The sequence below is a fragment of the Actinoallomurus sp. CA-142502 genome (assembly GCF_050936355.1).
GTDB classification, from domain to species: domain Bacteria; phylum Actinomycetota; class Actinomycetes; order Streptosporangiales; family Streptosporangiaceae; genus Actinoallomurus; species Actinoallomurus iriomotensis.
The window spans coordinates 2,821,774-2,846,080 of record NZ_JBNJMY010000001.1 but is presented as its reverse complement, the minus strand read 5'-3'; the positions used below and the strand labels follow the sequence as shown (position 1 = coordinate 2,846,080).

The following is a 24,307-nucleotide window of genomic DNA, read 5'->3' as shown; positions in this document are numbered from 1 at the left end:
AACTGTCAGCAACTGCGACGATGCGAGTGATCTTGCGGTGTCTCCGCGCCAGGCGCGCACTCGCCACCCACCCGCAGTGTTGAGAGGCCTTCGTTCGTGATGTCACCCGAGCAGCAGCGTTCGGAAGGCGGTTCTGACGGCCGCCGGCAGTCCCCTTCGTCGCAACCCTCGCCGGGATATGAGGCGACGCAGGCCTGGAGCCCCGGTGAGGGGGCGACGGGCCGGCCGCCCGGCGGCCCTCCGCCGCAGGGCCACGGTCCCGGCGCGCCGCAGCAGCCCGGCGGATACGGTCCGGGCGGGCCCCAGAACCCGTGGGGGCCGCCCCAGGGTCCGTGGGGCGGCCCTCCGCAGGCACCGTACGGGCCCGGTCCCCAGGCGCCGTACGGCCCCGGGGCGCAGGGTCCCGGCGGACCTCCCGCGAAGAAGCGCGGGGCCGGGCGGCCCATCGGCATCGTCCTCGCCGTCGTCGTCCTGGTGGTCATCGCGGTCGCCGGTTACGCGGTCTTCAACCGGTCCTCCGATGACGGCGGCGGAACGACCGCGTCGGGCGGGCCGCTGAAGGGCAAGGTGCTCTGGCAGAGCTTCGACGCCCCGCAGAACACCCTCGGCTCCAGCTTCGTCGGCGCCTGGCACACCACCGACCTGTCCGTCACCGTCGCACCCGAGGGGCTCGTCGCGTACGACGCCCGTACCGGACAACGACGCTGGCAGCTCGCGTCACCGCCGCTCCCCGGCGGTGGAGGTCAGTCGTTGATCTGCGGCCTGAGCACCGCGACCGGCGGCAACGTCGGCGTGATCGGATTCGGCGCCGGCAGCGGCGGCACGGTCACCAGGTGCGAGGCGTTCGCGCTGATCGACCTGGCCACCGGCCGGGCACGCGCGCAGGGCACGCTCCAGTCCGGCACGACCAGCGGGAACAACACCCTGAGCGCCGAGATCATCGGCAGCACCGCCGTCATCGAGTACGGCGGGGGCCTCACCGGCTTCGACCTGTCCGGGCACCAGCGCTGGCGGCTCGACCCGAAGGCGGCCGGCAGCGACGACTGTTTCGTCAACGACCTGCTGCCCGGCGCGAACACCGCGATGGTGCTCTTCGACTGCCTCGGCTCCCGCGACACCGTGACGGTGGCGCAGGTGTCGCCCGACAACGGAACGGTCACCAAGAAGGCCCCGGTCACCGTCCCCTCGGGCATCGAGAACGCCACCTTCCGGCTGCTGTCCACCCAGCCGGTCGTACTCAACGGCGGTTCCAGCGACAACGGCGCGTTCATCTCCCTCGATGACGCGTTCCGTGTGAAGGCGACGATCCCGCAGAAGGGCGCCTGGGGCTCGCTGAACATGAACTCCTACTCCGGGCTCGCGAGCCACATGCTCATCCACGCGGCCGTCTCCGCCGACACGCTCGTGGTCGGCACCGAGCAGACGGCCGTCAACAGCCTGCGCGACACGAACAAGCTCGTGGCCTTCGACCTCGCGACCGGCCGGCAGCGCTGGGCGACCTCACTCGGCCCGAAGGTGACGGGTGTCCCGGTGGCGTTCGCGGGCGGCGCGGTCATCGCGATGAGCGACGGCACGTACGAGAATCCGCCGCAGGTGTTCAAGCTCGGCGGCGCCGACGGCAAGGCGACCGCGATGGGACCGGCGTACTCCCGGGACCTCATCGCGAGGCCCCGGGTGAGCCGCCTGTACTGGGACGGCTCGCACCTGTTCGGCATCTCGCTGACGATCGTGCCGAGCCAGCACACCCCGAGCGTGTACGCGCTGGGCTGAGCGTCCTCGCCCCGGCCACGTGCCGCACGTGGCCGGGGCGATGTGCGTCCGCCCCCGTCAGGGTGTGAAGACGATCTTTCCGAAGAGGTCGCCCTCGGCCATCGCGGCGAAGCCGTCGCGGGCCTCGGACAGCGGCAGCACGCGGTCGATCTTCGGGCGCACGCCGGTGACGTCGAGGAAACGCGCGAGCCGTACGAGCTGATCGCGGGTGCCCATGGTGGAGCCCACCACCGAGAGCTGCAGGAAGAACACGCGGTTGAGCTCGGCCGGCGGCACCTGCCCGCTGGTGGCGCCGGAGACGACGATGCGGCCGCCGGGGCGCAGGGACTTCAGCGAGTGGCTCCACGTGGCCTCGCCGACCGTCTCGATGACCGCGTCCACGCGCTCGGGCAGCCGAGCGCCGGATTCGAACGCCTGGTCCGCGCCGAGCTGGACCGCCCGCTCGCGCTTGTCGCCGCTGCGGCTCGTGGCCCACACGCGGTATCCGGCCGCCGAGCCCAGCGCGATCGCGGCCGTGGCGACGCCGCCGCCCGCACCCTGCACGAGGACGGTCGACCCGGGCTCCAGCCCCGCCTTGCCGAACAGCATGCGGTAGGCGGTCAGCCACGCGGTGGGCAGGCAGGCCGCCTCTTCGAACGACAGTGAGGCCGGCTTGGGCACGAGGTTGCGCCGGGGCACGGCGACCTTCTCGGCGAAGGTCCCGTCGTAGGACTCCGACAGCAGGGACCGCTTCGGGTCGAGCGTCTCGTCGCCGCCGCCGCGCTCCGGATCGCCGATCACCGAGTGGACGATCACTTCGTTGCCGTCCTCGTCGACCCCGGCCGCGTCACAGCCGAGAATGATCGGCAGCCGGTCCTCCCGTATCCCGACGCCACGGAGCGTCCAGACATCGTGGTGGTTGAGCGCGGTGGCCCTGACGGTCACGGTCGTCCAGCCCTCGGGCACCGTGGGCTCAGGACGCTCTCCGACCTCCAGACCGTTCAGCGGGTTGTCGGCATCGATGCGTGCTGCGGTGACGGCGAACATGATCCGCACTGTAGTTCACGAGCCCTCGGCCGCCGTGACCCCGGGCTAATCGAACGGACGCCGCCAGCGCAGGCCGGGGAACCGCGCGAAGTCGCCGTCGGTGCTGACGAACTCGCAGCCGTGTTCGATGGCCAGCGCCGCCAGGTAGGCGTCCGGCACCAGCTTTCCCCTGGCGTCGGCCTGCCGGCACAGCTCGGTGAATATCGGCCAGTGGCGACTCCCCGGATTGACGACCACGGCGTGCTCCTGGTTGCGGATCGCGTCCGCGAACAGCAGCGCCTCCTCCAACTTGGTCGGAACCCGGTAGATCCTGCGATCGGTCACGATCCGGATGAAGCCGTTGACGACGAAGTCCGACACCGCATAGGGCTCGTCTCCCTCGATCACTCCCAGGACCCACCGGCGGTAGTCCTCGTGCCGTTCGGCGTCGATCCGGTTGGCGTAGATGAGTACGTTGACGTCAAGAAGCAGCATCCCGAACCTGCCCCGTCACGTAGTCCTCTGTGGCCACCTCGTCGGCGACCTGCTTGATGTCGGCGTCCGGGCTCCAGCGGGGCTGCAGCCCGCCGCCCCCGGACACCGGAAGGTCGACGTGCCGGCGTTCGCCGGACGCGTGGGTGCGTCTGAGCAACTGGTACAAGGCATCCTCCACTACCGAGTTGAGGCTGCGGCCGTGCTTGGCCGCGAACGCCTTGGCGTCCGCGAGGAGCTCGTCGTCGATGCGCACTGTGGTCCTCCGCATGCCTTCAGTGTCGGCAGCGTGACATAAAAATGTCAATGATCACAACGCGTTTCCAAAAGAACACGGCCCGTACTCTCGAACTGGAGTACGGACCGTGTCCGGGGTCAGACGGCTAGATGCGGGCGACGCCCTCCTCGCGGGCCCTGTCGGCGACCGCCTTGGTCACCGCGGGGGCCACGCGCTCGTCGAACGGGCTCGGGATGATGAAGTCCTCCGCCAGCTCGTCGCCGACCACGTCGGCCAGGGCGGTGGCCGCCGCGAGCTTCATGCCCTCGGTGATCGAGTGGGCCCGCACGTCGAGGGCGCCGCGGAACACGCCCGGGAAGGCCAGCACGTTGTTGATCTGGTTCGGGAAGTCACTCCGCCCGGTGGCGACGACACGCGCGTGGCGGCGGGCGGCCTCCGGGTGGATCTCCGGGTCGGGGTTGGACAGGGCGAACACGATGGCGTCGTCGGCCATCGACTCCACGCAGTTCTCGCGGATGGTGCCGCCGGAGAGTCCGATGAAGACGTCGGCGCCGACCAGGGCGTCTTCGGTGGAGCCCTTGAGCTGCGCCCGGTTGGTGTCCCCGGCGAGCTTCTGCTTGATCGGGTTGAGGCCGTCGCGGCCGTCGTAGATGAGCCCCTTGCTGTCGGAGACGGCGATGTCGCCGATGCCGGCCTCCAGGAGGATCCGGGTGACGGCGACCCCCGAGGCGCCCGCGCCGGCGACGACGGCGCGCATCGACGACAGCGGCTTGCCGGTGAGCCGGGAGGCGTTGCGCAGCGCGGCGAGCGCCACGATCGCGGTGCCGTGCTGGTCGTCGTGGAAGACCGGGATGTCGAGCGCGGCCCGGAGGCGGTCCTCGATCTCGAAGCAGCGCGGCGCGCTGATGTCCTCGAGGTTGATGCCGCCGAAGCTCGGCGCGAGCCGGATCACCGTCTCGACGAGGTCGTCGGCGTCGGTGCAGTCGAGGCAGATCGGCACGGAGTCCACATCGGCGAACTCCTTGAAGAGCAGCGACTTGCCCTCCATCACGGGCATCGCCGCGGCGGGGCCGATGTCGCCCAGCCCGAGTACGGCGGTGCCGTCGGTGACCACGGCCACCACCTTGGAGACCCAGGTGTAGTCGTGCACGAGGTCGGGCTCTTCGGCGATCGCCGTGCAGACGCGGGCGACGCCGGGCGTGTAGGCGAGTGAGAGATCGTCCCGGTCGCGGACCGGAACGGTCGAGCGCACCTCGAGCTTGCCGCCTCGGTGCAGCGCGAAGGCCGGATCGGCGTCGCGTTCGGACGGTTGACCGGGCTCAGACCGGTCAGGCTTGGGTTGGTCAGGCTTAGGTTGATCGGGCTTGGCAGCCACAGCGACCCCTGCTATTTCGTGACAAATACGGGCAGACATCCTCGTCATCCCTGGGTCAACGGGCGGCGCGGACGTCTCTCGGTGTACGGGGGTCACCCGTTCACCGATTGAACCACACCATCCGGCAGACCCCAGGCGGGGGACCGTACCACCCGCGAACACGGCGGCGCGCCGCGCCATTCGGACCCAGCCGTAAAGGGTTTATGCCATTGTTGGTCCCGCTTAGAGCGTGCCCGTCCCAGCTGCCGCCTAAGCCACTTCCCTGTACGCGCATAACGTCCGTCCCCAGGAGGACGCTCTGTTCCCCCGGCCCATCGTCCGCCGCGTGGCCGCGGCGGCCTTCGTCACCCTGCTCGGAATCCCCTCGATCGCCGCCTGCCGGGACGCCTCGACCGGCCCCCTCGGCAAAGTCAAGCGAGCAGGAAGAATCCTCATCGCCACGGACGCCCTGTACCCCCCGAACGAGTTCAAGCAGGGTGACCAGATCGTCGGATTCGACGTTGATCTCGGCAATGCCCTCGCCCGCAAGCTCGGCGTCAAGGCGGAGTTCCAGGACGTGCGGTTCGACACGATCCTGCAGGCCCTCGACGAGGGCAAGTACGACATCAGCCTCTCCTCCTTCACCGACACCCGCGAACGCGAGGGCCGGTTCGACTTCGTCACCTATCTCTCGGCGGGCACGATGCTGATGGTCCCGAAGGGCAATCCCCGGCGTCTGCGACCCGACGGCCTGTCGCTGTGCGGCAAGAAGATCGCGGTGGAGAAGGGCACCACACAGGAAGAGGAGCTCTCCCGCAAGGACGCGACCCGGCCCGGCGCCGGTACGCGCATCGACGCCTGCCGCAGCGCCGGCCGGCCGGCCCCGATCCGGCTGGCCTACGACGACCAGGCGGCCGCCACCGACGCCCTCGCGAAAGGTCAGGCCGACGCCTCGCTCACCGACTCGCCCTCGGCGATCTACGGAGCGAAGGAGTCGGCCGGCCGCATCGAGTGCGCCGGCTCCCCGTACGCGACCGCCCTGTACGGCATCGCGATCCCCAAGCGCGCGAGCGACCTGCGCGACGAGATCTTCAAGGCGATGAAGGCGCTGATGTCCGACGGCACCTACCGGCGGCTCACCACGCAGTGGGGCCTCGCGACGGGCGCGGTGCCGGATACGCGGATCAATGCTGCCGAGTAGCCGTTGCGTGATTGTTTCAAGGCAGTAATCCCACTTGAGGCAGGGTTGCGCCAAGATGTCCCCCATTGATCTGGCCACCATCGGGGGCATCCCCCGACCCACTGAAGGAGGACGCCGTGCACATCGGTCCTCTGCGCCGCCGCGGCATCGCGTTGGGCATCACCGTCATGGCAGGCGCCCTCGCGCTGTCCGCGTGTAACGCCAAGACCACCACCCCGGGCAAGAAGAGCGCCCTGGACACGATCAAGAAGAACGGCAAGATCGTGATCGCCACGGACGCGTCGTACGCGCCCAACGAGTTCAAGCAGAACGGGCAGGTCGTCGGCTTCGACGTCGACCTGGGCGGCGCGATCGCCCAGAAGCTCGGGGTCAAGGCGGAGTTCCAGGACGTCAAGTTCGACAACATCCTGCCGGCGCTGCAGAGCAAGAAGTACGACATCAGCCTGTCGTCCTTCACCGACAACAAGCAGCGCGAGCAGAGCTTCGACTTCGTGACCTACTTCTCCGCCGGCACCGGCCTGATGGTGAAGGCGGGCAACCCGCTGAAGCTCTCGCCGGACGACCTGTCGCTGTGCGGCAAGAAGGTCGCGGTGGAGAAGGGCACCACGCAGGAGGACGAGCTGACGCCCAAGTCGAGCGCCAAGCCCGACGCCGGCGCACGCGTGGACAAGTGCAAGCAGGGCGGCAAGCCGGCTCCGGTGAAGGTCTCCCTCGACGACCAGAACGCCGCCAACCTGGCGCTCGGCAACGGCCGCGCCGACGCCGTACTGGCCGACTCCCCCGTCGCCGCGTACGCGGCCAAGGAGTCGAACGGCAAGTTCGTCATCGCGGGCAAGGCCTACGACACCGCGCCGTACGGCATCGCGATCCCCAAGAACGAGAACGAGCTGCGGGACGCGATCCAGAAGGCGGTCAAGGACCTGATCGGCGACGGCACGTACAAGCAGCTGACCGACAAGTGGGGCATCTCCGACGGTGGTATCACCGACCCCAAGGTCAACGGCGCCACCGGCTGAGGACGCCGTGACCGACATCGACACGACGGAACCGGTACGGCCTGAGACGATCAAGGCCGTACCGGTCCGGCATCCGGGCAGGTGGGTCAGCGCGGCGATCGTGCTGGTGCTCGCCGCGATGCTCGTCCACATGCTGTTCACCAACCCGAATCTGGACTGGTCGACGTTCGGGAAGTACTTCTTCGACGGCGGCATCCTCAAGGGCCTGGTGGCGACGCTCGAGCTGACCGTGATCGCGATGGCCATCGGCATCGTCGGCGGCGTGGTCCTGGCCCTGATGCGCCTGTCGTCCAACCCGATGCTGTCCTCGGCGGCGTGGCTGTACATCTGGTTCTTTCGCGGTACGCCGGTGCTGGTGCAGCTGATCTTCTGGTTCAACATCAAGGCGCTGTTCGGCGACATCTCGATCGGCATCCCGTTCGGGCCGACGTTCATCACCTGGGACGTCAACAGCCTGGTCACCACGTTCGTCGCGGCGATCCTCGGCCTCGGCCTGAACGAGGCGGCGTACATGTCGGAGGTCGTACGGGCCGGGATCCTGTCCGTCGACGAGGGCCAGACCGAGGCCGCGCAGGCCCTGGGCATGCGACGGCTGAAGGTCATGCGGCGGATCGTGCTGCCCCAGGCGATGCGCGTGATCATCCCGCCGACCGGCAACGAGACCATCTCGATGCTGAAGACCACCTCGCTGGCGTCGACGGTGGCCTTCACCGAGCTGCTGAAGGCCGGCGAGGACATCTTCAACGCGAACTACCGGACCATCCCCCTGCTGATCGTGGTGAGCGTCTGGTACATCATCGTGACCTCGGTGCTGTCGGTCGGGCAGTACTACCTGGAGCGGTACTACGGCCGGGGCTCCTCCCGCGAGCTGCCCCCGACCCCGCTGCAGCGGCTGCTGCGGCGTAACCTCACGAGCTTCCACGTCCGGCCGCCGATGCCGATGCGGAACCCGGAGGGGGACAGATGAGCGAGCCGATGGTCAAGGCGGAGGGCATCCACAAGTTCTTCGGGCGGCTGCACGTGCTGCGCGGCATCGACCTGGAGGTCGAGTCCGGGGAGGTCATGTGCGTCATCGGCCCCTCGGGTTCGGGCAAGTCGACCTTCCTGCGCTGCATGAACCACCTGGAGAAGATCGACTCCGGCCGGCTCTGGGTGGACGGCGACCTCGTGGGCTACCGCCAGCGCGGCGAGAAACTGCACGAGATGCGCGAGAGGGACGTCGCGGCGCAACGACGGGACATCGGGATGGTGTTCCAGCGCTTCAACCTGTTCCCGCACATGACCGCGCTGGAGAACATCATGGAGGCGCCGGTCCAGGTCAGAGGCGAGCCGAAGGCCGCCGTACGCGAGCGGGCACGGGAACTGCTCGACCGCGTCGGCCTGTCGGACAAGGTCGGCAGCTACCCGTCGCAGCTGTCCGGCGGCCAGCAGCAGCGGGTCGCGATCGCGCGGGCACTGGCGATGGAGCCGAAGCTGATGCTGTTCGACGAGCCGACGAGCGCGCTCGACCCCGAACTGGTCGGGGACGTGCTCGACGTGATGCGGCAGCTGGCGGTGGACGGCATGACGATGGTCGTGGTGACGCACGAGATGGGGTTCGCCCGGGAGGTCGGCGACTCCCTCGTGTTCATGGACGAGGGCGCGATCGTCGAACAGGGCCGCCCACGCGAGGTGCTGAGCGATCCCCAGCACCAGCGCACGCGCGACTTCCTCTCCAAGGTCCTCTGAGAAGGGGTGGCGGCGGAGTTCTCACACAGTCCGCCGCCACCACCTCCGACCGGGCGTGTCACGGCGGCCGTACGGCCTCGCGCCGCGATTACGGCAAATCTGTCATATCCGGCAAGCCGGGCTTCCTCTCCGCAGCGTCGTGGAGTGTAATAGCCGGATCAGCACCACAGCCTCTGCCTCGCGTAGGAGCGGCCCGTGGACCTCGCGTCGTACGCCGATCTGGCGGTCCGGCTGGTGAACACCCAGACGGCCGAGGGCGACCGTCTGGGGGATCTCGACGCGCTCCGGGACCTTCTCACGGCCGGGCCGCACCTGTCCGGCCGTGTCGGCAAGCCCGACCTCGAGGCGATGGTGCAGCTGCGGGCGGACCTTCGTTCGATCTTCGAGTCGGTGACCGCGGGCGATGAGGACGGCGCCGCCGAGGGCATCAACTCCCTGCTGCTCCAGCACCCGGTGCATCCCCAGATCTCCGCCCACGACGGGCAGCGCTGGCACCTGCACATCACCGAGAGCGGCTCGATCCCCGACCGGTACGCCGCCGGGGCGGCCATGGGCCTGGCGGTCTACGTCTCCGCCGAGGGGCTCGACCGGCTCGCGATCTGCCACGCGAAGCCGTGCCGCAACGTCTTCATCGACACCTCCTCGAACCGGTCCCGCCGCTACTGCTCCGACCAGTGCGCCGGACGCGCCGAGGCCGGGGTGCGCGCCGTCTCTCAGGGCGGGCCCAGCCGCAGTGACGGCTTCGGCCAGTAGCGGAGCACGACCCGCCCGACGATCAGGGCGTCGGGCACCGCGCCGAAGTCCCAGCTGTCCTGGCGGCCCGCGGCGCGCTGGTTGTCGCTCTCCAGCCACCAGCCGTCCGCCTCGTGCCGTACGGCCCGCTTGACGATCAGCAGATCCCGGTGGGGATGACGGGCGACCACGACGCTGCCGGGGACGATCCGCGCGCCGGAGCGTACGAGCAGCCAGTCTCCGGGACGCAGCGCGGGCAGCATCGACTCGCCCGTCACTTCGACCGCGCGCATGGTGATGAACCTCTCCGCTCAGGGGTAAGGGGCCCAGGAGTAGTGTCTTGTAACTGCAGCACGCTCTACGAAAGACAACGGAAGGACACGCAGGTGCTTGCACGATTTCTGCGCCCCAAGGCCACGGTGTCCGCACACTGTGACCTGCCCTGCGGCATCTACGACCCGGCTCAGGCCCGGATCGAGGCCGAGTCGGTCAAGGCGATCGTCGAGAAGTACGAGGCCAACGAGGACCCGGTCTTCCGCGCTCGCGCGCTGATCATCAAGGAGCAGCGCTCCGAGCTGGTCAAGCACCACCTCTGGGTCCTGTGGACGGACTACTTCAAGCCGCCGCACTTCGAGAAGTACCCTCAGCTCCACCAGCTGTTCAACGAGGCCACCAAGCTCGCCGGTGCCTCCGGCACCAAGGGCGGCGTCGACAAGGCGAAGGCCGACGAGCTCCTCGCGAAGATCGACGAGATCAGCAAGATCTTCTGGGAGACCAAGAACGCCTGAGGACTCCCGGCCGGGCACGAGTTCCCGAGCGTGAGTTCACCCACGGCGAGGACCGCCCGCGGGTCATCCGCGAGCACGGTCCTCGCCGTGTCCTTTTCAAGCTTGGTAACCGGAAGATTCAGCTGGTCATCGTACGATTACGAGCAAAAGGGCAGGACTCCAGCGACCCGCCGGTGGATCCGCCTCGTGCAGTGGAAAGATCCCTTGGTGATATGCAGGCGCGCCGGACGCGCGAGTAGGTACGCGCAAGCGGTAGTTTCAAGGGAGCGGGAAGCCCCAACTAGGGAGTGACGTGACCGAGGAAACCGCAGCCATGCCGGCCAGTCTTTCTGACGTCCGCGATGTGGTGACCGTGCGGCTGCCGGCTGACAGCGCCTACCTGTCCGTGCTGCGCACAGCGACGGCCGGGCTGGCGGCGCGTCTCGACTTCAACCTTGACGAGATCGAGGATCTGCGCATCGCGATCGACGAGGCGTGCGCGATGCTCCTCGCCCAGGCGGTTCCCGGCACCGACCTGACGTGTGAGTTCGAGCTGACCGACGATGCGATGAGCATCGGTGTGTCGGTCCTCACCGTCGACGGCCGGCAGCCGAGCCGTGACACCTTCGCGTGGACCGTCCTGAGCTCGCTCGCCGGCGACGTCGACGCCGAGGTCGGCGCCGACGACCGGGTGACGATCGTCCTGCAGAAACGGCGCGGGCAGACGACGTGATCAGAGTCCAAGTGGCACCGCACCGCCCGGCCCGCCCGTCGCACGAGTCCCAGCCGCGAAGCGAGGGAACCGACCGGCGCGGCACCTTGGTCATGGGGCCGACGAAGGAGGTCCCATGACCGAGAAGACGACGGTGGCGGGCAGCAACGAGCACAGCGTGCCGGACCGCGCGCGGGCGCGCATGCTGTTCGAACGCCTCTCCACGCTTCCCGAGGGCGACCCGGAGCGTCAGCGCATCCGCGACGAGCTGGTCGAGCTGCACCTCCCGCTCGTGGAGTACCTCGCCCGCCGGTTCCGCAACCGCGGCGAGTGGCTCGACGACCTGATCCAGGTGGCGACGATCGGCCTGATCAAGTCGATCGACCGCTTCGACCTCGAACGCGGAGTGGAGTTCTCCACGTACGCGACGCCGACGATCGTCGGTGAGATCAAGCGTCACTTCCGCGACAAGGGGTGGGCGGTCCGCGTCCCCCGGCGGCTCCAGGAGCTCAAGCTGTCGCTGACCAAGGCGATCAGCGACCTCGCCCAGCGTGAGGGCCGCGCGCCCACCGTCAGCGAGCTGGCCGAGCACCTGCAGATGAGCGAGGAAGAGGTGCTGGAGGGACTGGAGTCGGCGAACGCCTACTCCACGGTCTCCCTGGACGCCCCCGACTCGGGCGATGAGGACGCGCCGGCGGTCGCCGACTCGCTCGGCATCGTCGACGACGCCCTGGAGGGCGTCGAATACCGCGAGTCGCTCAAGCCGCTGCTGGAAAAGCTGCCCGCGCGCGAGAAGCGCATCCTGTTGCTCCGGTTCTTCGGCAACATGACGCAGTCGCAGATCGCGGCCGAGCTGGGCATCTCCCAGATGCACGTGTCCCGGCTCCTGGCCCGCACGCTCGCCCAGCTGCGCGACGGCCTCACCGCCGACGACTGAGAGAAGACGACGTACGCAGAGGCTGCCCGGGAAGGATCCCGGGCAGCCTCTTCGTCGGTCTTGGGCTCAGTCCTGGTCGAGGGCCCGCGTGGTCGGGGGGCTCAGCAGCGCCGCCGCGGCGGCGACGGCCACCACGATCAGGATGCCGCCGAGGATCTGCCGGCTGCTCTGGATCATCGAGATCGCGGCGATCACCGCGAAGATCTGCGTGAGCAGGGCAGGCGCACGCCCCCAGCGTCGTACCTGCCACAGCCCGCGGCCGACCGCGACGATGCCGACGCCGGCGGCGATGGCCATGACGGCGAGGACGACCGCGCTGGCCAGGTCGTTCGGGCTGCCGACGATCGCCTCGACGCCGACGTACAGGCCGACCGCGACCACGGCGGCCCCCTCGACGGCCTCGATGGCCGCCGCCGTGCTCAGGGTCATGGGACGTGTGGACACAGCCCCGAACACTATCCGGATCACCGGCACCCGGTCACCGAGGGTGCGTGATCGAGGCAATGGTGCGTGGAAGCTACCCTTTTGCACGTGCGTGCACTTCTCATCGCCAACCCCAAGGCGACGACCACGTCCCGGCGAGCCCGTGACGTGCTGATGCGCGCGTTCGCCGGCGAGGTACGCCTTGAGCTCGCCGAGACCCAGCGGCGCGGTCACGCCACCGAGCTCGCCGCGCAGGCCGCCGGCGAGGGGTACGACGTGGTGATCGCGCTGGGCGGCGACGGCACCGTGAACGAGGCGGTCAACGGCCTGCTCGCCGACGGCCCCTCCCCCGACGTGCCCGCGCTCGCGATCGTGCCGACCGGCAGCGCCAACGTGTTCGCCCGCGCGCTCGGCATGCAGAACAACCCGCTCGACGCCGCCGGCCAGGTGCTGGAGGCGCTGCGCGCCGGCCGCAGCCGTACGGTCGGGCTCGGCCAGGCCGGCAGCCGCTACTTCACCTTCTGCGCGGGCCTCGGGCTGGACGCCGAGGTGGTGCACGCGGTCGAGAAGCTGCGCGACTCCGGGTCGCGCGCCTACTCCACGCTCTACGCGCGCACCGCGCTGCGGCAGTTCTTCGTGCTGACGGACCGCCGCCGGCCGGCGCTCACGCTGGAGGCGCCGTCCAAGCCTCCGCTCGGCCACATCTTCATCGGGATCGTCTCCAACACCGCGCCCTGGACGTACGCCGGGCGGTGGCCGATCGACCCTAACCCGCGGGCGAGCTTCGCCACCGGGCTGGACCTGTTCGCGCTGCGCAGGTTCGACGTCCTGTCGACGCTGGGGGTGCTGGCGCAGATCGTGCCGCCGTTCAACCGGCTCCCCCGGGGCGGTCACATCCTCGGGTTGCATGATCTTCCCGAGTTCACGCTGCGTTCCCGGCGGCCCATCGCGTTCCAGGTCGACGGCGACTATCTGGGGCAGCGGGAGTTCGTCACGTTCCGCTCTGTCCCGAAGGCTGTGCGTGTTGTGATCTGAGGTGACCTGCCGGAAGCGTGTTTCGATTGTGTGACACATCCGACAGCCATACTTTGAGAAAACTTTCTCAAAGGCCTTGCGCCCCTCCGGACGCCCTGAGAATCTCTAAAGAGGCGCGAAGACATGGGATAACACCTCGAGCGCGCCACGACAACTTCCCCGGGCCATGCCACCGCACCCGGTTGTTCGTTACATCGTGAAACCGTTCACAAGTGGAGTCATGGCTTCACGCTCGATTGAAGGAGTGGACCGCATGGACTGGCGCCACCGCGCTGCCTGCCGTGACGAGGACCCCGAGCTGTTCTTCCCGATCGGCAACACCGGCCCCGCACTCGTGCAGATCGAAGAAGCCAAGCAGGTGTGCCGTCGCTGCCCCGTCACCGAGTCGTGTCTGCAGTGGGCCCTCAACTCCGGCCAGGACGCCGGCGTGTGGGGAGCGATGAGCGAGGACGAGCGCCGTGCGCTGAAGCGCCGCCGCGCCCGTGCCCGTGCGCGCGCCCACGCCTGAGCCTCACCAGAAGGCACGCCCCACCTGCCGTCGATCCCCTCCGGCACCGCGCCTCCGACGATGGACCCGCGGCCTGCCGTCCCAAGCGCCCGTGGCCCGACCACGGGCGCTGCGCTTTTCCGCCCTCGTACGGGCATGAGCTCCCAAACCCGCCTTCTCGTATGTAACTTCCCCCGCCGGGGTGTTCTCACGCCTCACGACCACCGGTGACCGCTCGCGCGGCAGTCTCCCATCAGCCCGTCCGGGGCGTCTGCGCGAGGGGGATGTCGAGGGTCACCTCCGTGCCGCCTCCCTCACGGCGGTGCAGCTCCAGGACCCCGCCCAGTTCGCCCACGATCAGCGTCCGGACGATCTGCAGCCCCAGGCTCGCCGCCGACTCCACGTCGAAGCCGTCCGGCAGTCCCTTGCCGTTGTCGGCCACCACCACGCCCAGGCGCTCGCCGCTGCGGGTCACCACGACCTCCAGCAGGCCCGAGTTGTCGGTCAGCCCGTGTTCGAGCGCGTTCTGCAGGAGTTCGGTCAGGACCATGGCGAGTGGCGTCGCGATCGCCGCCGGCAGGACGCCGAACCCGCCGACGCGCTTCGGCCGCACGCGGGTCTCCGGTGAGGACACCTCACCCGCCATCGCCATCACCCGGTCGGCGATGTCGTCAAAGTCGATCAGCTCCTCGGGCGTGTGCGAGAGCGTCTCGTGCACGATCGCGATCGAGCCGACGCGGCGTACCGCCTCCTCCAGGGCGTCCCGGCCCTCTGGCACCTGGAGCCGCCGGGCCTGCAGGCGCAGCAGCGCCGCGACCGTCTGCAGGTTGTTCTTCACCCGGTGGTGGATCTCCCGGATCGTCGCGTCCTTGGTCATCAGCTCCCGGTCGCGCCACCGCAGCTCGGTGACGTCGCGCAGCAGCACGAGCGCCCCCGTACGGTGACCGTCGACGATCAGGGGGATGGCCCGGAGCTGGACGATCGCGCCGTTCGCCTCGACCTCGGTCTCCCGTGCCGCGCGGCCGCCGGCCACCAGGGCCAGGGAGTCGTCGACCGGCGCGGTGCCCAGGCGCGCGGTGGTGTCCGCCAGGTGCGTGCTCGCCAGGTCGGTGGCCAGCCCCAGCCGCCGGTACGCCGACTGGGCGTTCGGGCTGGCGTACAGGACCCGCCCCTCCCGGTCGATGCGCAGCAACCCGTCACCGACGCGCGGCGAGCGGGCGAGGTTGGGCTCCTGCTCCGGGAACGGGAACCGCCCGTCGTTGATCATCTTGGCCAGGTCGCTGGCGCTCTGGAGGTAGGTCAGCTCCAGGCGGCTCGGCGTACGGGCGGAGCTGAGGTTCGTGCTGCGCTGGATGACGCCGAGGATCCGCTCGCCCCGGCGTACGGGGATGGACTCCTCGCGCACGGGGATGCCGCTCCCCCACTCGGGGTCGCCCTCACGGCAGATGCGGCCCTCGCGGTACGCGATGTCGACCAGCGCGCGCTCGCCCCGGCCGGCGACCATGCCGACGAGGTCCTCGGGATAGGCCGTCGGACCGGTCGTCGGGCGGATCTGGGCCACCGCCACCCAGCTGCCGTCCTCGCCGCGCTCGGCCGTCAGCGGCACCCAGAGGACGAGGTCGGCGAAGGACAGGTCGGCGAGCAGCTGCCAGTCCGACACCAGCGAATGGATCCAGTCCATGTCATCGGCGCCGAGGTCGGTGTGCTTTTTGATCAGGTCGCTCAACGTGGGCACGTCTGCATCATCGCAGGTGGTCCTGGCATGATTCGGCGGGTGGATCCTCTCGAACGGCTGACGGCCGCGACGCGGGAGCGCACGGCCGCCGGGCTGCGCCGTACGCTGCGGCCCCGCACGCCCGCTCAGCCCCTGCTCGACCTGGCCTCCAACGACTATCTCGGGCTGTCCCGCGACCCGCGGCTGGCGGAGGGCGCGATCGAGGCGGTTCGCACCTGGGGCACCGGCTCGACCGGTTCACGGCTGGTCACCGGCACCACGGAGCTGCACACGGCGCTCGAGGAGCGGCTGGCCGGTTTCGTCGGCACGCCGTCCGCGCTGGTGTTCTCCTCCGGCTACCTCGCCAACCTCGCCGCGGTCACCGCGCTGCGGCCGGGCCTGATCGTCTCCGACCGGGGCAACCACGCATCGCTGATCGACGGCTGCCGCCTCGCCCGCTGCCCGGTCGTGGTCACAACGCACTGCGACGTCGCCGCCGTGGACGCCGCTCTCGACGACGCGCGCGACGCCGTCGTGGTGACCGACGCGGTCTTCTCCGTGGACGGCGACCTGGCCCCGCTCCGCGAGCTGCACGCGGTCGTACGCGACCACGGCGCGCTGCTGCTGATCGACGAGGCGCACGCACTCGGAGTGGTCGGCCCGGGCGGACGCGGCGCGGCGTACGCGGCGGGCATCGCCGGCGAGCCGGACGTGATCATCACCGTCACCCTGTCGAAGTCGCTGGGCTCGCAGGGCGGCGCGGTGCTCGGCGCTCCGGAGGTGATCGAGACGCTCGTCGACACGGCGCGCTCGTTCGTGTTCGACACCGGGCTGGCCCCGGCGTCGGCGGGCGCCGCCGCGGCGGCCCTCGACGTTCTCGCCGCCGAGCCGGAACTGGCCACCCGTGCCCGCGACCGCGCCCGCCGCCTCGCCGCCGCGGCGGACGCGCTCGGCCTGGAGACGACCACTCCCGCCGCGGCGGTCGTACCGGTCGTCCTCGGCGACCCGGGACGAGCCGTACGCGCCGCGGAGATCTGCGCCGAGCACGGCGTACGGGTCGGCTGTTTCCGGCCACCGTCGGTGCCCCAGGGGCGCGCGTGCCTGCGGCTGACCGGCCGTGCGACCCTGGAGGAGGCAGAACTCACAGAGGTCACCGGAGCTCTGACTGGTGTCAGAGAGCTGATCGGCCCGTACTCTGCTCGTAACGCCGACCCGACGCGGCGGTGAACATGAGGAGAGCATGTGACGGCTGAGCGGGCACCGGAGCTGGGGGTGGAACCTCGCGTTCCCAAGTACTACCGGTTGAAGAAGCACCTGGTCGAGCTGACCGAGGCGCTCGCACCCGGCAGTCCGCTGCCGCCTGAGCGGAGCCTGGCCGAAAAGTACGGCACGTCCCGTACGACGGTGCGGCAGGCCCTGGCAGAGCTGGTGATCGAGGGGCGCCTGCAGCGCATCCAGGGCAAGGGCACGTTCGTGGCCAAGCCCAAGGTCGCCCAGGAGCTGCAGCTCGTCAGCTACACCGAGGACATGCGCCACCACGGTCTGAGCCCGGAGACGCGCATACTCGACATCGGCTACGTGACCGCCGACGAACGCTTCGCTCGCCTCCTCGGCATCCGCCCCGGCGGCCGCGCCCTGCGCATCCACCGCCTCCGCCTGGCCGACGGCGAGCCGATGTCGATCGACACGTCACTGCTTCCGGCCCGCCGCTTCCCCGGCCTGCGCAAAGAACTGCCCCGGCACAACTCCCTGTACGAGACGCTGGCCACGGCGTACGACGTGCACCTGGCCGAGGCGGAGGAGACCATCGAGACCGTCCTGGCGACCCCGGACGACGCGGGCCTGCTGGGCGTCGACGTCGGGCTGCCCCTGCTCCTGCTCTCCCGCCACGCCTTCGACACGGCCGGCGAACCGGTCGAATGGGCCCAGTCCCTGTACCGCGGCGACCGCTACAAGTTCATCACCCGCCTCCGCCGCCAACACGAGACCCCCTGAAGGCACGCCTGGCGAGCTCCACACATCACGGCTGACGGGTCGTTGGGCACGGCCCGGGGGGGTGACGCACTAGAGTCGCGCGGGTGAGTGTGCTCGTCGTCACCGGGACCGACACCGGGGTGGGAAAGACCGTGACCACGGCCGCGGTCGCGGCGCTCGCCCGGGCGCGCGGGGCGTCCGTCGCGGTGGTCAAGCCGGCGCAGACCGGTGCGCGGCCCGGCATGGCCGGTGACCTGGACGAGATTCGCCGCCTGGCCGGCATCACCGACGTGCACGAGTACGCGCGGTACGCCGCCGCTCTCGCCCCGGCCGCCGCGGCGCGGCTCGCCGGGCTGCCGCCGCCGGATCTGGTGGCCTGCGCGGAGCGGATCAGGGCGCTCGACCGTGACCTGGTGATCGTCGAAGGGGCGGGCGGACTGCTCGTGCGGTACGACGACGACGGCGCCACGCTCGCCGACCTGGCGCACTCCCTCAAGGCCGCCGTGCTCGTCACCGTACGGCCGGGGCTGGGCACGCTCAACCACACGGCGCTGACGCTGGAGGCCATGGCCGGGCGCGGGATCGACCTGGCCGGCATCGTGATCGGGGCGTGGCCGCGCCGCCCCCTCCTGGACGACCTGTGCAACGTGCGTGACCTGGAGACCATCGCGGCGCGCCCGCTGTCCGGCGTGCTGCCGGAGCGGTCCGGGCGGCTCGACGGCGCGGAGTTTCTGCTCGCCGCCCGGGCCGGTCTCGCCCCGCACCTCGGCGGCGTGTTCGACCCGGCGGCGTTCCGGGAGGACTGCCGTACCCGTGCGCAGACGTACGGGGAACTGATCCCACGAGAGGACCAACCGTGAGCGAGCGGAGCGAGCGAACCAAAGAACACGCGCGCCTGGTCACTCCCCCGACGAAGGAGGGCTCGTGAGCGAGCGGAGCGAGCGAACCAAAGAACACGCGCGCCTGGTCACTCCCCCGACGAAGGAGGGCTCGTGAGCGAGACGACCCGGCAGGCCGACATTCTCGCCGTCGCGCGTACCCAGGTGCTGGAGCGGGGTGAGGGGCTCGACGAGCGGCAGCTCCACGAGTGCCTGACCCTGCCCGACGAGCGCCTGGAGGACCTGCTCGCGCTCGCCCACGAGGTGCGCATGAAGTGGTGCGGCCCGGAGGTGGAGGTCGAGGGCATCGTCTCGGTCAAGACCGGCGGCTGCCCGGAGGACTGCCACTTCTGCTCCCAGTCGGGCCAGTTCACCTCTCCCGTACGCGCGGCGTGGCTGGACATCCCCTCGCTCGTACGGGCCGCCAAGGAGACCGCCGCCACGGGCGCCACCGAGTTCTGCATCGTCGCCGCCGTCCGCGGGCCGGACGAGCGGCTGATGAGCCAGGTGCGCGAGGGCGTCGAGGCGATCAACAAGGAGGTGGACATCAACATCGCGTGCTCGCTCGGCATGCTGACCCAGGAGCAGGTCGACGAGCTGGCCGCGATGGGCGTCCACCGCTACAACCACAACCTCGAGGCCCCGAAGTCGCACTTCTCCAAGGTCGTGACCACCCACACGTGGGAGGAGCGCTGGCGGACCTGCGAGATGGTGCGCGCCGCCGGCATGGAGCTGTGCTGCGGCGGCATCGTCGGGATGGGTGAGACGGTCGAGCAGCGGGCCGAGTTCGCCGCGCAGCTCGGCGCGCTGGAGCCCGACGAGGTGCCGCTCAACTTCCTCAACCCGCGTCCCGGCACGCCGTTCGCCGACTACCCGCTGGTCGAGGGCGCCGAGGCGCTGAAGACCATCGCGGCCTTCCGGCTGGCGCTGCCGCGCACGATCCTGCGGTACGCGGGCGGGCGTGAGCTGACGCTCGGCGACCTGGGCACCAGGTCGGGCATGCTCGGCGGCATCAACGCGATCATCGTCGGCAACTACCTCACCACGCTCGGTCGTCCGACCGGCAGCGACCTGGAGATGCTGGACGAGTTGAAAATGCCGATCAAGGCACTGTCACAAACGCTCTAGAACCAGCGGGCGCCCACTACCGTCGGAGTTCGGGGAGGTGGTCGCGATGAAGACGGCGGTCGTCACGGTGCTCGCCGGCGTCGCGTTGCTCGCTTCGGGCTGCGCCGGAGACTCTCAGGCCCAGACCGATGACTCGTCGTCCCCGAGCCTCGGCTCGGCGGACGCGCTCGTGCTGCGCACGAAGACCACGGGAGGCTTCGCCGGCCTGGGCGGGCCCGGCACCATGCCGGACTTCTCCCTGTACGGCGACGGGCGTGCGATCACCGGCGGCGCGCACCCGACCGAATACCACCTCACGCCGCAGGCGCTGCGCCGCCTGGTCGCGGACGCCTCCGCGGCCGGGCTCGCCAGGTCCCGTACGGTCGACGACCGGAACATGGCCGACGCGACCTACAAGGTGATCACCTTCGTGACCGGCGGCCGGCCGCACACCACGAAGGTCATCCAGGAGGGCCGGCACGCCGACGACCCGGCCGCGCGGTTCCTGCCCCGGCTCGTCCCGTCCTCCTGGCCGCGCGGTGACCAGAGCACCGATCCGCGGCCGTACCGGCCGTCGCGCGTCGCCGTGCTGGCGGCCACCGCGCCCGCGGGCGGGAGCGACGCGCCGAAGTGGCCGTTGAAGCCGCTGAGCACGGGCGGCCAGGTCGGCGGCCGCACCTGCACGGTCCTCACCGGGCGCGACGCCGCGTCGGCCCAGCGGCTGGCCGGCCGGCCCCAGTGGCGCGACCGCGGTCAGACGTACCGGGTGACCGTCCGCCCGCTGCTCCCCGACGAGCCGGACTGCGCCGCGCTCGTCCGGTGATCGGCCGCGGCCGTTACCGCATCGTGACCGGCCGCGTTCACAGTGGCCCACAGCGAAACGTGGTTTCGAAAGGGCCTCCGCATGTCTGATCCGCGTTCGACCAGCCCCGCCGTACGAGTCGTGGTCGCGGTCCTGCTGATCGCGCCGTTCGTCGTCTACCTCGCCGTCCCGAGCTACGCCAGGGTCGAGCCGCGACTCGCCGGATTCCCGTTCTTCTACTGGTGGCAGCTCCTCTGGGTGATCCTCACCGCGGTGTTCATCGGCGTCGCGTACCGGCTCAGCCGCCGGGCCCGGCCCGCACGCCCCGCCGACGAGGAGGACGACTAGATGGACGACGTCAACGGCGTGGAGCTGACCGTCTTCCTGATCTTCTTCGCGGCGGTCACCGTGATGGGCTTCCTCGCCGCGCGCTGGCGGCGCGGGCAGACGATCATGCACCTGGACGAGTGGGGGCTCGGCGGCCGCCGCTTCGGCACGTTCACCACCTGGTTCCTGCTCGGCGGCGACCTGTACACCGCCTACACGTTCATCGCGGTTCCCGCGGCCGTCTTCGCGAGCGGCGCGATGGGGTTCTGGGCCCTGCCGTACGCCGCGATCGCCTATCCGATCGTGTTCCTCATCGGCCCGCGCCTGTGGTCCGTCTCCCATGTCCACGGCTACGTCACGACCGCCGACTTCGTCCGCGGGCGGTTCGGCTCCCGGACGCTCGGGCTGGCCGTCGCGGTCACCGGGATCCTGGCGATGATGCCGTACATCGCGCTGCAACTCGTCGGCATCCAGGCCGTGCTCACCGTCATGGGCGTGAAGGGCTCCGGGCTCGCCAGGGACCTGCCGCTGCTCATCGCGTTCGCGCTCCTGGCGGCCTACACCTTCACCTCGGGCCTGCGCGCGCCGGCACTGATCGCGTTCGTGAAGGACACGCTGATCTACCTCGTGATCATCGTGGCGGTCATCTACATCCCCACGAAGCTGGGCGGCTGGGGGCACATCTTCGACAGCGCCCAGAGCAGCCTGGCCAAGCCCAACCCGGCGACCGGCAGACCGAGTGGTTCGCTCGTGACCGGCGACATGACCCACTGGGCGTACGGCACGCTCGCGCTGGGGTCGGCGCTGGCACTGTTCATCTATCCGCACACGGTCACCGGGGCGCTGGCGTCCGGGCGCCGTGACGTGATCAAGCGGAACGCGGCGCTCCTGCCGGCGTACTCGCTGCTGCTCGGGCTCCTGGCCCTGCTCGGCTACATGGCGCTGGCCCGGCCCGACGTCGCCGCCGCGGTCCGGGCCGCGAAGAACCCGCAGCTCGCCGTGCCGACGCTGTTCGACCACGTGTTCCCGGGCTGGTTCGCCGGAGTGGCCTTCGCCGCGATCGGCGTGGGCGCGCTCGTACCGGCGGCGATCATGTCGATCGCGGCGTCGAACCTGTTCACCCGCAACGTCTACACGGCGTTCTTCCGGCCGGGCGCGACGGCCGCCGAGGAGACCCGCGTCTCCCAGTTCGTGTCGCTCCTCGTCAAGATCGGCGCGCTGGTCTTCGTGCTGGCCTTCGACAAGACGCTGTCGATCAACCTGCAGCTGCTGGGCGGCATCTGGATCGTGCAGACGTTCCCCTCGCTGGGCCTGGGGCTCTACACCCGGTGGTTCCACCGGTGGGCGCTGCTCGCCGGCTGGGCGGTCGCGATGGTGTACGGCACGGTGACCGCCTACGAACAGCACTCGCCGACGCAGAAGCATTTCGCCCAGTCCACCGCGGACATCCCGTTCCTCGGCCACCCCGGCTACATCGCCTTGACCGCCTTCGTCATCAACCTGATCGTCGTGGTGGTGCTCACGGTGATCTTCCGGGCGGCCGGCGTACCGGACGGGACGGACGAGACCCGGCCCGGCGACTACACCGCCGACGCCGACGAGCCCGGCGTGACGGACCTTCCCGAACTCGTCACCGACTGATCCGGCAGGGGATCGGTGTTCCGTGACCGGGGCTGGGGGACGGATCCTGCTTTGTGGTGGTCTAGGCTCTGAGGGTGAGCGAGGAGACTCGGCCACCGGACCAGTCCGCGCACCCGTACCCGCCCGGGGTGGAGATCAGAGTGGCGCGGCCGGACGAGCTCGCCACGATCGGCGAGCTGACCGCCGCGATCTACGTGGCGGGGGGCTACATCAACCCGGACAACAGCTACATCCTGCGGCTGCGCGACGCGGTCGCCCGCGCCCGCGAGGCCGAACTGCTCGTCGCCACGCACAACGGCGAGCCGACGGGCACGGTGACCTACTGCCGGCACGGCAGCCCGTGGGCGCAGCTGACCGCGCCGGGCGAGGCGGAGTTCCGGATGCTCGCGGTGGTGCCGGCCGCACGCGGACTGGGTCTCGGCGAGGCGCTCGTCCGCCGTTGCATCAGCCGCGCGCGCGAGGACGGCTGCCGCGCCCTGCGGCTGTCCACCGAGCCGGTGATGCACGCCGCGCACCGGATCTACCGGCGGCTGGGCTTCACGCGAACGCCAGAGCGCGACTGGCAGCCCCATCCCGGTGTGGAGCTTCTGACCTACGCATTGCCGCTGTCAACTTGACCCGGTCGTGAAAACCGGGTTTGGAGGTAGCTCCCGGCTGGCTGCCGGGTGGGCTCCTCCGTCCAGCCACTCCTAGGGGTGGCAGGGACGCGTGACTCACGCCCCGCGGTCCACACAGCCTCGCCTTTGCGGGCGATGTTGCGGGAGGCGTTCCGGTCCGCGTGGGCAACGACCCCGCAGTTCCGGCAGAGGAAAACCGATTGGCTGACCCGGTTGTCGCTGTCGATGTGATCACACTCACAGCACTGCTGTGAGGTGTAGGCCGGATCGACGAAGACCACGGGCACACCGGCCCGCCGAGCTTTGTAGACGATGAAGTCTGCGAGCTGGGCGAAGGCCCAAGAATGCAGCGCGACCCGTTGGGGCTTGCGTAGCCGTACCCTCTGCCGGATTCCTGTGAGATCTTCCAGGGAGATCCCGGACGAGGTGCGTTCAGCCTCGGTCACGATCGTCTTGGCGATGACATGGTTCTGGTTCGCCGCGTGACGCCTTTCCCTCCGTCTGCGCTTCTTGAGCAGCCGCTTGGCGGACTCGGTGTGCTTCTTTTGAAGCTTGCGGCGCAGTTCGAGTTGCCGCCTGCGGTGCCGGTTGAGTCCCCGCCCGGCCGCCTGGTAACCGGTAGAGGTCGTGGCGATCGCGGCGATGCCCAGATCCACGCCGATGAACCGCCCTGGCTCATACCGTTCGGCCTCGGGCACCTCACACGTGGCGATCAGATAGAACACCCCATCACGCCGGACCAGATCCGATTCCCCCTGCCGGTAGGCCTGCAGTGTCTTGAGCGCACCTGGGGAGCAGACGAACGGAATGTTCTTCACCCGGCCGGCGACGGTCCACACCGACACGGTCCCCGCGTCGTACCGCCACGACAAACACCGGTCGTCATACGGCTGCGCGGCCTCAGGCCGGAACACGATCGGCTTGGTCTCGGCCTTGACGCGGCGACGAGTGCCCGGCTTGCCGAGGTTCCCGGCAGCGATGTTCGCTTTCAAGGTGGTGTAGGCGTCGCGGACCTTCTTGATGACGTGCTGGGCGGCCTGCGCCCCCAGACCCCGCGACTTCAGCTCGGCATAGGTGTGCTTGCGCAGCTCGTACAGGTGCGGGACACCGTGGTCGAACGCCACGGCCGATACCCAGTTCGCCGCCTCGTTGACCGCGTGCAGGGTGCTCCCGAGTGCCAGTGCCTGCGCGGCATCCGGCGTGAGTTTGACCTGCACCACCAGCTTCACAGAAGGTAACCATAACGTTCTTCTGTGTCACACAGGATCGGAATCCCCGATATCCGCAGGGACCGCAGCGTGGCCTACACCCCTGCGCGCGCACGTGGTCTCCCGCGCCCAAGTACCGGTC

General features: G+C 69.9%; 27 protein-coding genes. 19 read left to right on the top strand and 8 right to left on the bottom strand.

The genetic code is table 11. From position 1 onward, the window contains the following. Nucleotides 1-99 precede the first annotated feature (99 nt). Nucleotides 100-1,770, top strand: a complete 1,671-nt coding sequence (locus tag ACQEV1_RS13875; protein WP_433405894.1) for a PQQ-binding-like beta-propeller repeat protein — start codon at nt 100-102, stop codon at nt 1,768-1,770. A 57-nt stretch (nt 1,771-1,827) separates the two neighbouring features. Here ACQEV1_RS13875 and ACQEV1_RS13870 read toward each other — a convergent pair whose 3' ends face one another. The 4 genes from ACQEV1_RS13870 to ACQEV1_RS13855 all read right to left on the bottom strand — a co-directional run bounded on the left by ACQEV1_RS13870 (nt 1,828) and on the right by ACQEV1_RS13855 (nt 4,757). Further along, on the bottom strand, nt 1,828-2,796 hold the full coding sequence (locus ACQEV1_RS13870) for a zinc-binding dehydrogenase (protein WP_285618302.1): 969 nt from the start codon (nt 2,794-2,796) through the stop codon (nt 1,828-1,830). 45 nt (nt 2,797-2,841) lie between these two features. Continuing rightward, nucleotides 2,842-3,270 carry a type II toxin-antitoxin system VapC family toxin gene (locus ACQEV1_RS13865; RefSeq protein WP_285618306.1) on the bottom strand — a complete coding sequence of 143 codons (429 nt, stop codon included), beginning with the start codon at nt 3,268-3,270 and terminating at the stop codon, nt 2,842-2,844. Beyond that, nucleotides 3,257-3,538, bottom strand: coding sequence for a hypothetical protein (locus tag ACQEV1_RS13860; protein WP_285618307.1), 282 nt, complete (start codon nt 3,536-3,538; stop codon nt 3,257-3,259). The genes ACQEV1_RS13865 and ACQEV1_RS13860 overlap by 14 nt, the downstream gene beginning before the upstream one ends. 112 nt (nt 3,539-3,650) lie before the next feature. Then, complete coding sequence (locus tag ACQEV1_RS13855) at nt 3,651-4,757, bottom strand: NAD(P)-dependent malic enzyme (protein ID WP_433394142.1); 1,107 nt, start codon at nt 4,755-4,757, stop codon at nt 3,651-3,653. Between the two features lie 448 nt (nt 4,758-5,205). Between ACQEV1_RS13855 and ACQEV1_RS13850 the strand changes: the two genes are divergently transcribed. The 5 genes from ACQEV1_RS13850 to ACQEV1_RS13830 all read left to right on the top strand — a co-directional run bounded on the left by ACQEV1_RS13850 (nt 5,206) and on the right by ACQEV1_RS13830 (nt 9,557). Then, nucleotides 5,206-6,060, top strand: coding sequence for an ABC transporter substrate-binding protein (locus ACQEV1_RS13850; RefSeq protein ID WP_285618308.1), 855 nt, complete (start codon nt 5,206-5,208; stop codon nt 6,058-6,060). A 116-nt stretch (nt 6,061-6,176) separates the two neighbouring features. Then, nucleotides 6,177-7,076 carry an ABC transporter substrate-binding protein gene (locus tag ACQEV1_RS13845; protein ID WP_285570260.1) on the top strand — a complete coding sequence of 300 codons (900 nt, stop codon included), beginning with the start codon at nt 6,177-6,179 and terminating at the stop codon, nt 7,074-7,076. 7 nt (nt 7,077-7,083) lie between these two features. Beyond that, a complete protein-coding gene (locus ACQEV1_RS13840; RefSeq protein ID WP_285618309.1) occupies nt 7,084-8,043 on the top strand; it encodes an amino acid ABC transporter permease in 960 nt (319 codons plus the stop codon). Next, entirely contained in the window at nt 8,040-8,804 is a 765-nt protein-coding gene (locus ACQEV1_RS13835) for an amino acid ABC transporter ATP-binding protein (protein WP_285618310.1), read from the top strand. Before ACQEV1_RS13840 ends, ACQEV1_RS13835 begins: the two co-directional genes overlap by 4 nt. A 195-nt stretch (nt 8,805-8,999) precedes the next feature. After that, a complete protein-coding gene (locus tag ACQEV1_RS13830) occupies nt 9,000-9,557 on the top strand; it encodes a CGNR zinc finger domain-containing protein (RefSeq protein ID WP_433394138.1) in 558 nt (185 codons plus the stop codon). On the opposite strand, the gene sodX is transcribed toward ACQEV1_RS13830, so the two are convergent. Continuing rightward, nucleotides 9,518-9,829 carry a nickel-type superoxide dismutase maturation protease gene (gene sodX, locus ACQEV1_RS13825; RefSeq protein ID WP_285618313.1) on the bottom strand — a complete coding sequence of 104 codons (312 nt, stop codon included), beginning with the start codon at nt 9,827-9,829 and terminating at the stop codon, nt 9,518-9,520. The two genes, ACQEV1_RS13830 and sodX, sit on opposite strands and share 40 nt — an antisense overlap. A 93-nt stretch (nt 9,830-9,922) precedes the next feature. On the opposite strand from sodX, the gene sodN reads away from it, so the two are divergent. From sodN to ACQEV1_RS13810, 3 genes are all read left to right on the top strand, one after another. Further along, nucleotides 9,923-10,324, top strand: a complete 402-nt coding sequence (gene sodN, locus ACQEV1_RS13820; RefSeq protein ID WP_285570274.1) for a superoxide dismutase, Ni — start codon at nt 9,923-9,925, stop codon at nt 10,322-10,324. Nucleotides 10,325-10,616: 292 nt separating this feature from the next. Next, the gene (locus ACQEV1_RS13815; RefSeq protein ID WP_285618314.1) at nt 10,617-11,036 is read left to right on the top strand and encodes an anti-sigma factor; all 420 of its coding nucleotides are present in this window, start codon (nt 10,617-10,619) and stop codon (nt 11,034-11,036) included. Between the two features lie 115 nt (nt 11,037-11,151). Then, on the top strand, nt 11,152-11,952 hold the full coding sequence (locus ACQEV1_RS13810; RefSeq protein WP_285618315.1) for an RNA polymerase sigma factor SigF: 801 nt from the start codon (nt 11,152-11,154) through the stop codon (nt 11,950-11,952). A 66-nt stretch (nt 11,953-12,018) separates the two neighbouring features. On the opposite strand, the gene ACQEV1_RS13805 is transcribed toward ACQEV1_RS13810, so the two are convergent. Further along, nucleotides 12,019-12,381 (bottom strand): hypothetical protein, encoded by a 363-nt coding sequence (locus ACQEV1_RS13805; protein ID WP_433394135.1) that lies wholly within the window; start codon nt 12,379-12,381, stop codon nt 12,019-12,021. Between the two features lie 102 nt (nt 12,382-12,483). On the opposite strand from ACQEV1_RS13805, the gene ACQEV1_RS13800 reads away from it, so the two are divergent. Both ACQEV1_RS13800 and ACQEV1_RS13795 read left to right on the top strand, forming a co-directional pair. Beyond that, a complete protein-coding gene (locus ACQEV1_RS13800) occupies nt 12,484-13,410 on the top strand; it encodes a diacylglycerol/lipid kinase family protein (protein ID WP_285570285.1) in 927 nt (308 codons plus the stop codon). 253 nt (nt 13,411-13,663) lie between these two features. Next, nucleotides 13,664-13,918 (top strand): WhiB family transcriptional regulator, encoded by a 255-nt coding sequence (locus tag ACQEV1_RS13795; protein ID WP_285570288.1) that lies wholly within the window; start codon nt 13,664-13,666, stop codon nt 13,916-13,918. 232 nt (nt 13,919-14,150) lie between these two features. Here ACQEV1_RS13795 and ACQEV1_RS13790 read toward each other — a convergent pair whose 3' ends face one another. Then, entirely contained in the window at nt 14,151-15,632 is a 1,482-nt protein-coding gene (locus tag ACQEV1_RS13790; protein WP_285618318.1) for a sensor histidine kinase, read from the bottom strand. 39 nt (nt 15,633-15,671) lie between these two features. Between ACQEV1_RS13790 and ACQEV1_RS13785 the strand changes: the two genes are divergently transcribed. The 8 genes from ACQEV1_RS13785 to ACQEV1_RS13750 all read left to right on the top strand — a co-directional run bounded on the left by ACQEV1_RS13785 (nt 15,672) and on the right by ACQEV1_RS13750 (nt 22,957). Continuing rightward, nucleotides 15,672-16,838 carry an 8-amino-7-oxononanoate synthase gene (locus ACQEV1_RS13785; protein ID WP_433394132.1) on the top strand — a complete coding sequence of 389 codons (1,167 nt, stop codon included), beginning with the start codon at nt 15,672-15,674 and terminating at the stop codon, nt 16,836-16,838. A gap of 15 nt (nt 16,839-16,853) precedes the next feature. Then, nucleotides 16,854-17,606 carry a GntR family transcriptional regulator gene (locus ACQEV1_RS13780; protein WP_285618320.1) on the top strand — a complete coding sequence of 251 codons (753 nt, stop codon included), beginning with the start codon at nt 16,854-16,856 and terminating at the stop codon, nt 17,604-17,606. A gap of 83 nt (nt 17,607-17,689) precedes the next feature. Then, nucleotides 17,690-18,445 carry a dethiobiotin synthase gene (bioD, locus tag ACQEV1_RS13775; protein ID WP_285618321.1) on the top strand — a complete coding sequence of 252 codons (756 nt, stop codon included), beginning with the start codon at nt 17,690-17,692 and terminating at the stop codon, nt 18,443-18,445. Between the two features lie 132 nt (nt 18,446-18,577). Further along, complete coding sequence (gene bioB / locus ACQEV1_RS13770) at nt 18,578-19,591, top strand: biotin synthase BioB (RefSeq protein WP_433394129.1); 1,014 nt, start codon at nt 18,578-18,580, stop codon at nt 19,589-19,591. 46 nt (nt 19,592-19,637) lie between these two features. Then, nucleotides 19,638-20,393, top strand: a complete 756-nt coding sequence (locus ACQEV1_RS13765; protein WP_285618325.1) for a hypothetical protein — start codon at nt 19,638-19,640, stop codon at nt 20,391-20,393. Between the two features lie 81 nt (nt 20,394-20,474). Next, nucleotides 20,475-20,720 carry a DUF3311 domain-containing protein gene (locus ACQEV1_RS13760; protein ID WP_285570307.1) on the top strand — a complete coding sequence of 82 codons (246 nt, stop codon included), beginning with the start codon at nt 20,475-20,477 and terminating at the stop codon, nt 20,718-20,720. Next, nucleotides 20,721-22,340: a monocarboxylate uptake permease MctP gene (gene mctP / locus ACQEV1_RS13755; RefSeq protein WP_433394126.1), complete on the top strand. Its 1,620-nt coding sequence runs from the start codon at nt 20,721-20,723 to the stop codon at nt 22,338-22,340. A gap of 74 nt (nt 22,341-22,414) precedes the next feature. After that, nucleotides 22,415-22,957, top strand: coding sequence for a GNAT family N-acetyltransferase (locus ACQEV1_RS13750; protein WP_433394124.1), 543 nt, complete (start codon nt 22,415-22,417; stop codon nt 22,955-22,957). On the opposite strand, the gene ACQEV1_RS13745 is transcribed toward ACQEV1_RS13750, so the two are convergent. Continuing rightward, a complete protein-coding gene (locus tag ACQEV1_RS13745; protein ID WP_433394122.1) occupies nt 22,933-24,186 on the bottom strand; it encodes an RNA-guided endonuclease InsQ/TnpB family protein in 1,254 nt (417 codons plus the stop codon). The genes ACQEV1_RS13750 and ACQEV1_RS13745 overlap by 25 nt on opposite strands. Nucleotides 24,187-24,307: the final 121 nt, after the last annotated feature.

Excerpts from the sequence above, each read along its gene's own strand:
- ACQEV1_RS13875 (WP_433405894.1), top strand. The coding sequence starts at position 100 with ATGTCACCCGAGCAGCAGCGTTCGGAAGGCGGTTCTGACGGCCGCCGG.
- ACQEV1_RS13870 (WP_285618302.1), bottom strand. The coding sequence starts at position 2,796 with ATGTTCGCCGTCACCGCAGCACGCATCGATGCCGACAACCCGCTGAAC.
- ACQEV1_RS13865 (WP_285618306.1), bottom strand. The coding sequence starts at position 3,270 with ATGCTGCTTCTTGACGTCAACGTACTCATCTACGCCAACCGGATCGAC.
- ACQEV1_RS13860 (WP_285618307.1), bottom strand. The coding sequence starts at position 3,538 with ATGCGGAGGACCACAGTGCGCATCGACGACGAGCTCCTCGCGGACGCC.
- ACQEV1_RS13835 (WP_285618310.1), top strand. The coding sequence starts at position 8,040 with ATGAGCGAGCCGATGGTCAAGGCGGAGGGCATCCACAAGTTCTTCGGG.
- sodX (WP_285618313.1), bottom strand. The coding sequence starts at position 9,829 with ATGCGCGCGGTCGAAGTGACGGGCGAGTCGATGCTGCCCGCGCTGCGT.
- ACQEV1_RS13810 (WP_285618315.1), top strand. The coding sequence starts at position 11,152 with ATGACCGAGAAGACGACGGTGGCGGGCAGCAACGAGCACAGCGTGCCG.
- ACQEV1_RS13805 (WP_433394135.1), bottom strand. The coding sequence starts at position 12,381 with ATGACCCTGAGCACGGCGGCGGCCATCGAGGCCGTCGAGGGGGCCGCC.
- ACQEV1_RS13795 (WP_285570288.1), top strand. The coding sequence starts at position 13,664 with ATGGACTGGCGCCACCGCGCTGCCTGCCGTGACGAGGACCCCGAGCTG.
- ACQEV1_RS13765 (WP_285618325.1), top strand. The coding sequence starts at position 19,638 with ATGAAGACGGCGGTCGTCACGGTGCTCGCCGGCGTCGCGTTGCTCGCT.
- ACQEV1_RS13760 (WP_285570307.1), top strand. The coding sequence starts at position 20,475 with ATGTCTGATCCGCGTTCGACCAGCCCCGCCGTACGAGTCGTGGTCGCG.
- mctP (WP_433394126.1), top strand. The coding sequence starts at position 20,721 with ATGGACGACGTCAACGGCGTGGAGCTGACCGTCTTCCTGATCTTCTTC.